The sequence below is a fragment of the Cohnella baijiui genome (assembly GCF_020731285.1).
In the GTDB taxonomy this organism is placed as follows: domain Bacteria; phylum Bacillota; class Bacilli; order Paenibacillales; family Paenibacillaceae; genus Cohnella.
Window position 1 is genome coordinate 1 of record NZ_JAJFOW010000125.1, and the last position, 402, is coordinate 402.

Below are 402 nucleotides of genomic sequence, written 5' to 3' on the forward strand. Positions count from 1 at the left end.
TCCCCTTTCTCCCGCTTTCCCTGGATTCTCATTCCTCCAGCGGAATACTTATGGTTTTCGCGCCTCTACCTCACCCTATTTAAGTGAGGCGTTATTTGCTTACTATTCAATTTCTGTATATGGTACCATATGTTAATAATCTTGACAATTACTTTTATTCGGCTTGTTCGGCTGTTCCCTCTTTTGTCTCCTGTAAGTATTCTAAAATCTGACGGGCCAGCTTATCACCGATACCAAGGTTACGATACTCCTCCACGGTCGCTTCTCGCATGCGCTTGATCGAACCAAAATGCTTAAGCAAAAGCTTCTTACGCTTCTCTCCGATACCCGGAATATCATCGAGCTTTGAGTGGAACATCGTCTTACCGCGCGTAGTACGGTGGAATGTGATCGCAAAGCGGT

1 protein-coding gene and 1 riboswitch are annotated in these 402 nt (G+C 45.3%); the gene reads right to left on the reverse strand.

Annotated elements, in window-relative coordinates:
- A riboswitch (Lysine riboswitch) is annotated at window positions 1-76 on the reverse strand. This riboswitch is flagged as partial in the annotation.
- Window positions 77-154: 78 nt separating this feature from the next.
- Window positions 155-402 (reverse strand): helix-hairpin-helix domain-containing protein (locus LKX83_RS31940; RefSeq protein WP_255655019.1); only part of this gene is annotated, 248 nt, incomplete at its 5' end.